Source organism: Actinomadura sp. 9N407 (assembly GCF_044326315.1).
Classification (GTDB): Bacteria; Actinomycetota; Actinomycetes; order Streptosporangiales; family Streptosporangiaceae; genus Spirillospora.
In genome coordinates, this window is record NZ_JBIRAW010000030.1 from 138,178 (window position 1) to 144,696 (window position 6,519).

Consider the following 6,519-nt stretch of genomic DNA (forward strand, 5'->3'; position numbering starts at 1 on the left):
CCGTAACTCCGCAGGTCAGCGTGGTGAAGTGACTTCATGCTTACAGTTGTTTACGACCGGAGTCCGGAGCCGGAAGTGGATTGATCACCGGTCCTGGACCACCCGGTCCGGTGTCGCTGGGGGAGCGGGGGTAGAACGGCGGGGATGAACGTGGTGGTGCTGTCCGATACCCACGCGCCCCGGCGCTGGAAGTCCTGTCCGCCCGCGGTCGCCGTGCACCTGCGGGGCGCGGACCTGATCCTGCACGCCGGGGACGTCTGTACCGCCGGCGTGCTCGACGAGCTGGCGGAGTACGCGCCGGTACGCGCCGTCCTCGGCAACAACGACGGCCCCGATGTGGCCGCGTGGGGTGCCCCGGAGACCCTCGAACTCGACCTGGACGGGCTCCCCGTGGCGATGATCCACGACAGCGGCCAGGCCAAGGGCCGGCTCGCCCGGATGCGCCGCCGGTTCCCCGGCGCCGCCCTCGCCGTGTTCGGGCACTCGCACATCCCGCTCGACGCGTCCGACGACACGCTCGGGCTGCGGATCTTCAACCCGGGATCGCCCACCGACCGGCGCCGCCAGCCGCGCGGCACGCTGGGGCTGCTCGAGATCCGGGACGGCCGGCTGCTGGATGCGAAGATCGTCCCAGTGACCTGAGCTGAGGAGCCCCCCATGACCGACAGCACCACCGACCGCGTCACCGTGCGGATCGACGGCGACGGGGTCGCCGACGTGCGGCTCAACCGTCCCGACAAGCTGAACGCCCTCGACCTCGCCACGTTCCGGGCCCTCGCCGACACCGGCGACGCGCTCGCCGCCGACGCCTCGGTACGGGCCGTCGTCCTGTCCGGTGAGGGGCGCTCCTTCTGCGCCGGCCTCGACTTCGCCAGTTTCAACGCGATGGCGGGGGAGAGGCCGGACGGCGGCGGCAGGAGCGACCGGATCGGCGACTCGTCCTCCGACATCGTGGCCCGCGAGCCCGGCCGCATCACCAACCTCGGCCAGCTGGCCGTGCACGTGTGGCGGGAGCTCCCGCAGCCGGTGATCGCCGCGGTCGCCGGGCACGCGCTCGGCGGCGGCCTGCAGATCGCGCTCGGCGCCGACATCCGGATCGTGGCGCCCGGCGCGAAGCTGTCGATCCTGGAGATCCGCTGGGGCCTGGTCCCCGACATGACCGGTACCGCCGCCCTCGTCCGCCTGGTCGGGGACGACGTCGCCAAGGAACTCACGTTCACCGGCCGGATGGTCGGCGGCGAGGAGGCCGTCCGGCTCGGCCTGGCGACCCGTACCGCCGAGGACCCGCGCGCCGCCGCGCTGGAGCTGGCCGGCGAGATCGCCGGCCGCAGCCCGGACGCGATCCGCGCCGCCAAGCGGCTGCTCAACCGGGCCACCGATGGCCCCGACCAGGCCGGGCAGCTGCTCGCCGAGTCGCGCGCCCTGGCCGCCCTCCGGGGATCGCCCAACCAGGTGGAGGCCGTACGCTCCTACTTCGAGAAGCGGCCGCCGGCCTTCGCCGACCCGCGGTCCCAGGAGGACTAGCGCGGTACGGCCACCGGATCGGGCCGCTCGCGTACGCACGGGCACCATTCGGAAGGCACGACAGGCATGGCCGACGACAGACCGCGCAAGCATCCGGTCGACGAAGTACTCCCCATCCCCAAGCTGGCCATGTACGGCTTCCAGCACGTCCTGGCGTTCTACGCCGGGGCGGTGGTGGTGCCGATCCTGCTGGCCGGGGCGCTCGGGCTGTCCCCCGAGCAGCTGGTCTACCTGATCAACGCGGACCTGTTCACCTGCGGCATCGCCACCATCGTCCAGTCGCTGGGCTTCTGGAAGATCGGCATCCGGCTGCCGATCGTGCAGGGCGTCACGTTCACCGCGGTGGCGCCGATGATCGCGATCGGCCAGGGCGCGAACGGCGGCACCGCGGCGCTGCTGGCCATCTACGGCGCCACGATCACCGCCGGCCTGGTGATGTTCCTGCTGGCGCCGTACCTCGGCCGGGTGCTGCGGCTGTTCCCGCCGGTCGTCACCGGCACCGTCCTGACGATCATGGGCCTGGTGCTGCTGCCGAACGCGATCACCGACGCCGCCGGCGGGGCCGCCGCGAAGGGCGTCCCCGGTGAGTTCGGCAGCTGGAAGCACCTGGCCTACGCGGGCGGCACGCTGCTGTTCATCCTGGCCCTGTACCGGCTGCGCCGCCCGTTCCTCAGCAGCATCGCCGTCCTGCTCGGCCTGGTCGGCGGGACGCTGGTCTCGTTCGCGCTCGGCGACACCGACTTCGACCAGGTGGGCAAGTCCGACTGGCTCGGGGTGACCACGCCGTTCCACTTCGGCACGCCGACGTTCCACATCGGCGCGATCCTGGCCATGCTGCTGGTGATGATGGTCACCGTCGTGGAGACCGTGGGCGACTCCAAGGCCGTCGGCGAGATCGTCGGCAAGGACGTCAGCGACGACGACATCACCCGGGCACTGCGCGCCGACGGCGCCTCCACCTTCCTCGGCGGAACGCTCAACGCCTTCCCGTACACCTGCTTCGCGCAGAACGTCGGGCTGGTCCGCCTCACCGGCGTGCGCAGCCGGTTCGTGGTCGTCGCGGCCGGCGTGATCATGATGGTGCTCGGCCTGTTCCCCAAGGCCGCCGCCTACGTGGCCGCCATCCCCAGCGACGTGCTCGGCGGCGCCGCCATCGCGATGTTCGGCATGGTCGCGGTCGTCGGCATCCAGACGCTGGCCAAGGCCGACCTGCGCCAGGAACGCAACGCGCTGGTCGTCGCCATCAGCATCGGCATGGCGCTGGTGCCCACGACGCTCCCGGCGTTCGGCGACAACATGCCCCGCGACCTCGCCGCCCTGCTCGACAGCGGCATCACCCTGGGCAGCCTGACCGCGATCCTGCTCAACCTCGTCTTCAACGTCTTCACCCGTACGCCGCCGTCCGGCCCCGGGGAGATCCCGGCGGCCGAGCCGTCCAAGGCCGCCTGAACGGCGCGGACCCAGGCGGCCTTGGACCCCTCGGCGGCTCAGGCCGCTCAGCCGCTCAGGCGGCGAGGAAGGCCCCGAACGGCAGGTTCCGTACCAGCCAGAAGGCCATGATCCCGGCGAACAGCGCCCAGATCAGCCGCGGATCGCCCGCCCTGGCCCGCGCCGGGCGGTCGCGTGCGCGCGCGACCGTCCAGCGCAGCCAGAAGAACGCCAGCACCGGCAGCATGGACACGACGAAGACGTTCAGCGCCAGCGCCTCCCCGAGCTGCCCGTGGGCGAGCGCGTGCAGCGTACGGAGCGCGCCGCACCCCGGGCACTGGTGGCCGGTCAACGCGAGGAAGGGGCAGGTCGGGTACGTGCCGTCCGCGTTCGGATCGACGACGGCGACGAAGCCCACGACCGCCGCGGCCAGCACCAGCACGCCGCCGGGCGCGGCGAGCCTGAACGCCGCGGTGCTGCGGCCCGCCTCGGCCGTCCGGCCCGTACCCAACCCGGATCCCGGCGTCAGTAGGTGGAGTTGGAGGACGCCACCAGCAGGAACACCGCGTAGATGGCGCTGAAGATCAGCCCCGCCACGGCCGCGACGATCGCCCAGGTCTTGGCGTTCTTGGAGGCGCTCATCGCGCCCTGGTAGTCACCCGCCTGCCACTTGGAGTTGACCTGCGCCGCGAAGACGATCGAGACGACGCCGGCGGGCAGGCAGCAGAAGATGGTCGTCAGGATGGCCCACACCAGGTTGTTGGGCGGGGGCGGCGAGGCCTGCGGGTAGCCACCCGCGTCGGACGGCGGTGGCGTGTAGTAGCTCATGGGTCAACCTCCGAAGCATGCGAATCGACCGTGAGTCAGACGATCTCTCATCCGAGGCGTTTCTGGAATCCCTGGGCAGCGACGATTGTCGGCGAGCACGGCCAGATCCCCTTGTGGAGCGTCATGCGGCGTACATCCCCCCGCACAATCAGGACCTGCGCCGCCGGACGGTGCTGTCCCACGCGTCGTTGGCGGCCCCCTTGCGTCGTGGCACGCCCGGTGTCCCCGCACCGGCGCGTCCTGGCTCGATGATCAGATGCTTCCCCCCGGCCCGCCGGGACAACCGTGCCCAGAGCGGAAAAAGGGGTGAAGTCCGGCGGCGGCCAATTGACAAATTCATTTGTCAAATCTACCGTCGCAAGCGTGACCGAACCCGCAGCCGAGCCCGTACCGGAGCCGCCGCCGTCCAGCCGCTCCGGGCTGTCGCCGCTCCGCCGCACCCTGCTGGACCACCTGACCGAGGCCGCCTCGGCCAGCGAGCTCGCCCGGCGGCTGGACCTGCCCCGGCAGAAGGTCAACTACCACCTGCGGGAGCTGGAACGGCTCGGGCTGGTGGAACTGGTGGACGAGCGCCGCCGGCGCGGCTTCGTCGAACGCCGGATGAGGACCGTCGACCGGGACCGCTTCTCCAGCGCCTACCTCTACACCGCGGCCTCGCGGCTGGCCGGCGACGTGGCCACGCTCCGCGAGCGCGCGGCCGCCGCCGACCGGGCCCTGCTCACCTTCACCCTCGAACTCGACATCGACTTCGCCTCCCCGGCGGCGATGCGCGACTTCCTCGACGAGCTGACCACCCTGACGCGGACGCTCGCCGCCCGCCACCACCGGCCGGACGAGCCCCGGGCGAGGCGGCACCACGTCGTGATCGGCGCGCACCCGGTGATCACCAAGACCCCGGAGCAGGCGGCCGCCGAGGCCGCCGGCGCCGCCGAGCCGAGAGAGGCGCAGCCATGACGCGCGACCACCATCACGAGATCGAGATCGACGCGTCCGCCGACGACGTCTGGCGGGCCATCAGCGACGGCGCCGAGCTGACCCGCTGGTACGCGGACCGGGCCACCGTCACGCCCGGCGAGGGCGGCATCGTCGCCGTCGGCTGGGAAGGCGAGGACGACACGGTCATGGAGGGCACCAGCCGGATCGATGTCTGGGAGCCCGGCGCCCGGCTCCGGCTGGTCGATCTGCCGCCTGAGGATTCCGCGGGCTTCCCCAAACTCGAGGAGCCGACCGTTCAGGAATGGACGATCGTCACCGAAGGTGGCGCCACCGTGCTCCGCCTCGTCCATTCCGGGTTCCCTGAGACCGACGACTGGGACGGCATCTACGACAGCACCGACCACGGCTGGGACGTCTTCCTCCTCAGCCTCCGCCACTACCTGGAACGGCACCCCGGGCAGCCGCGCCGCGCCATCGTCGCCACGGCGGCGCTCGACCTCGACCCCGCGACGGCCTGGAACGCCCTCCGCGCCGCCTGCGGCGTCACCGGCGACCGGTTCGAGGCGAAACTTCCCGCCGGCGAGGCGCTGTCCGGGACGGTCGTGCTGGAACGGCCGGGCAAGGTCCTGCTCGCCTCGGTCGACGAGCTCGACGGCGGGCTCCTGTTCGTCACCCTCGAAATGGGCACGATCTGGGCGAGCCTCGCCGCGTTCGGTACGGCCCGTACCCGCCTCGACGGTCTCGGCGACCGCTGGCGCGACTGGATGATCAACGCACCCTCTGCTGGTTAAACCCTCTACTGGTCAGGAGCACGGCCATGGCACGACAGGGCAGCCTCATCGGACTGGACCTCACCGTCCCCAACGCACCGCAGGTACGCGACTTCTATGCCGCCGTGATCGGCTGGGGCGTCCAGGGCCTCAAGACCGGCGAGCAGTACGACGACCACGACGACTACTTCATGACCGGCCATGACGGCGTCCCCGTCGCCGGGGTCTGCGCACGTGCGGGCGAGAACGCCGACCTGCCGCCGCAGTGGATGCCCTACATCGCCGTGGACGACCTGGAGGCCGCCGTCAAGAAGACGCTGGACCTCGGCGGCAGCGTCGTCGCCGGCCCGAAGGGGGAGGGACCCGGGGCGTACTGCGTCATCAAGGACCCGGCCGGAGCCACACTGGCCGTCATGCAGAACCCCGAGCCCTGACCGGCCCGCCGTCGAGCGCTCCGGACGCGTACGGCCCGTCGATTTGACGTACCCGTCCGGAGCGCATAGTTTCAGTCCTCGTCCCTTGAAGACACGTGACGCCATCATGCATGGCGGCCGGATCAAGGGGTATCCCTCTCCGTTCAGGCCGGTACGGCACTGCCGTGCCCGCATGCGCGGAGAACATCGGAAAAGGTTCGATTTTGACAATCGGCTGGAATCTGGTGAAATAGAGCCATCGCCCGGAAGGAACCGCGAAAGCGGAACTGGAACGGCGAATCGGAAAAGCCCGAAATTGACAGACCGGGTGGACCTGATACAGTTTAAAAGTCGCCCCGGGGCGGGAAACGCGAAAGCGGATCCGGTACGGTGGGTGTCCGTTTCTTGAGAACTCAACAGCGTGTTAAAAGCCAGTGCCTTTATATGGTTCGGTCATGGTACCGGATCACCCCGAGGCCGGCGGTCTGCTTCCACTTTGTGGGGGTGGGTTGTTGGTCTGGGATTTCTTTGAGGCAAAATGTCATGGCTCTCCTTACCGGGAGGGTTGTGGATTCTGCTGGGATTGTTTCCGAGGTTTGGCCATCGGGGTTCGCCCCCGG

The 6,519-nt window shown here is 70.5% G+C and carries 8 protein-coding genes; 6 read left to right on the plus strand and 2 right to left on the minus strand.

Going from position 1 to position 6,519, the window contains the following annotated elements; all coding sequences use genetic code 11:
* Window positions 1–144: 144 nt before the first annotated feature.
* From ACH34Q_RS35725 to ACH34Q_RS35735, 3 genes are all read left to right on the plus strand, one after another.
* On the plus strand, window positions 145–642 hold the full coding sequence (locus ACH34Q_RS35725; RefSeq protein WP_395987576.1) for a metallophosphoesterase family protein: 498 nt from the start codon (window positions 145–147) through the stop codon (window positions 640–642).
* A gap of 15 nt (window positions 643–657) precedes the next feature.
* Window positions 658–1,524 (plus strand): crotonase/enoyl-CoA hydratase family protein, encoded by an 867-nt coding sequence (locus tag ACH34Q_RS35730; RefSeq protein ID WP_395987577.1) that lies wholly within the window; start codon window positions 658–660, stop codon window positions 1,522–1,524.
* 66 nt (window positions 1,525–1,590) lie between these two features.
* Window positions 1,591–2,973: a nucleobase:cation symporter-2 family protein gene (locus tag ACH34Q_RS35735; RefSeq protein WP_395987578.1), complete on the plus strand. Its 1,383-nt coding sequence runs from the start codon at window positions 1,591–1,593 to the stop codon at window positions 2,971–2,973.
* A gap of 55 nt (window positions 2,974–3,028) precedes the next feature.
* Here ACH34Q_RS35735 and ACH34Q_RS35740 read toward each other — a convergent pair whose 3' ends face one another.
* Together ACH34Q_RS35740 and ACH34Q_RS35745 are read right to left on the minus strand one after the other, a co-directional pair.
* Window positions 3,029–3,463 carry a DUF2752 domain-containing protein gene (locus ACH34Q_RS35740; RefSeq protein WP_395987579.1) on the minus strand — a complete coding sequence of 145 codons (435 nt, stop codon included), beginning with the start codon at window positions 3,461–3,463 and terminating at the stop codon, window positions 3,029–3,031.
* Between the two features lie 14 nt (window positions 3,464–3,477).
* Window positions 3,478–3,780 (minus strand): CD225/dispanin family protein, encoded by a 303-nt coding sequence (locus ACH34Q_RS35745; protein WP_395987580.1) that lies wholly within the window; start codon window positions 3,778–3,780, stop codon window positions 3,478–3,480.
* A gap of 363 nt (window positions 3,781–4,143) precedes the next feature.
* Here ACH34Q_RS35745 and ACH34Q_RS35750 point away from each other — a divergent pair, with 363 nt between their 5' ends.
* Genes ACH34Q_RS35750 through ACH34Q_RS35760 form a run of 3 tightly spaced genes read left to right on the plus strand, consistent with a single transcriptional unit; the run spans window position 4,144 to window position 5,920 of the window.
* Complete coding sequence (locus ACH34Q_RS35750) at window positions 4,144–4,734, plus strand: ArsR/SmtB family transcription factor (protein ID WP_395987581.1); 591 nt, start codon at window positions 4,144–4,146, stop codon at window positions 4,732–4,734.
* A complete protein-coding gene (locus ACH34Q_RS35755; protein WP_395987582.1) occupies window positions 4,731–5,507 on the plus strand; it encodes an SRPBCC domain-containing protein in 777 nt (258 codons plus the stop codon). The genes ACH34Q_RS35750 and ACH34Q_RS35755 overlap by 4 nt, the downstream gene beginning before the upstream one ends.
* A 26-nt stretch (window positions 5,508–5,533) precedes the next feature.
* Window positions 5,534–5,920 carry a VOC family protein gene (locus ACH34Q_RS35760; RefSeq protein WP_395987583.1) on the plus strand — a complete coding sequence of 129 codons (387 nt, stop codon included), beginning with the start codon at window positions 5,534–5,536 and terminating at the stop codon, window positions 5,918–5,920.
* Window positions 5,921–6,519 lie beyond the last annotated feature (599 nt).

Excerpts from the sequence above, each read along its gene's own strand:
- ACH34Q_RS35725 (WP_395987576.1), top strand. The coding sequence starts at position 145 with ATGAACGTGGTGGTGCTGTCCGATACCCACGCGCCCCGGCGCTGGAAG.
- ACH34Q_RS35730 (WP_395987577.1), top strand. The coding sequence starts at position 658 with ATGACCGACAGCACCACCGACCGCGTCACCGTGCGGATCGACGGCGAC.
- ACH34Q_RS35735 (WP_395987578.1), top strand. The coding sequence starts at position 1,591 with ATGGCCGACGACAGACCGCGCAAGCATCCGGTCGACGAAGTACTCCCC.
- ACH34Q_RS35745 (WP_395987580.1), bottom strand. The coding sequence starts at position 3,780 with ATGAGCTACTACACGCCACCGCCGTCCGACGCGGGTGGCTACCCGCAG.
- ACH34Q_RS35755 (WP_395987582.1), top strand. The coding sequence starts at position 4,731 with ATGACGCGCGACCACCATCACGAGATCGAGATCGACGCGTCCGCCGAC.
- ACH34Q_RS35760 (WP_395987583.1), top strand. The coding sequence starts at position 5,534 with ATGGCACGACAGGGCAGCCTCATCGGACTGGACCTCACCGTCCCCAAC.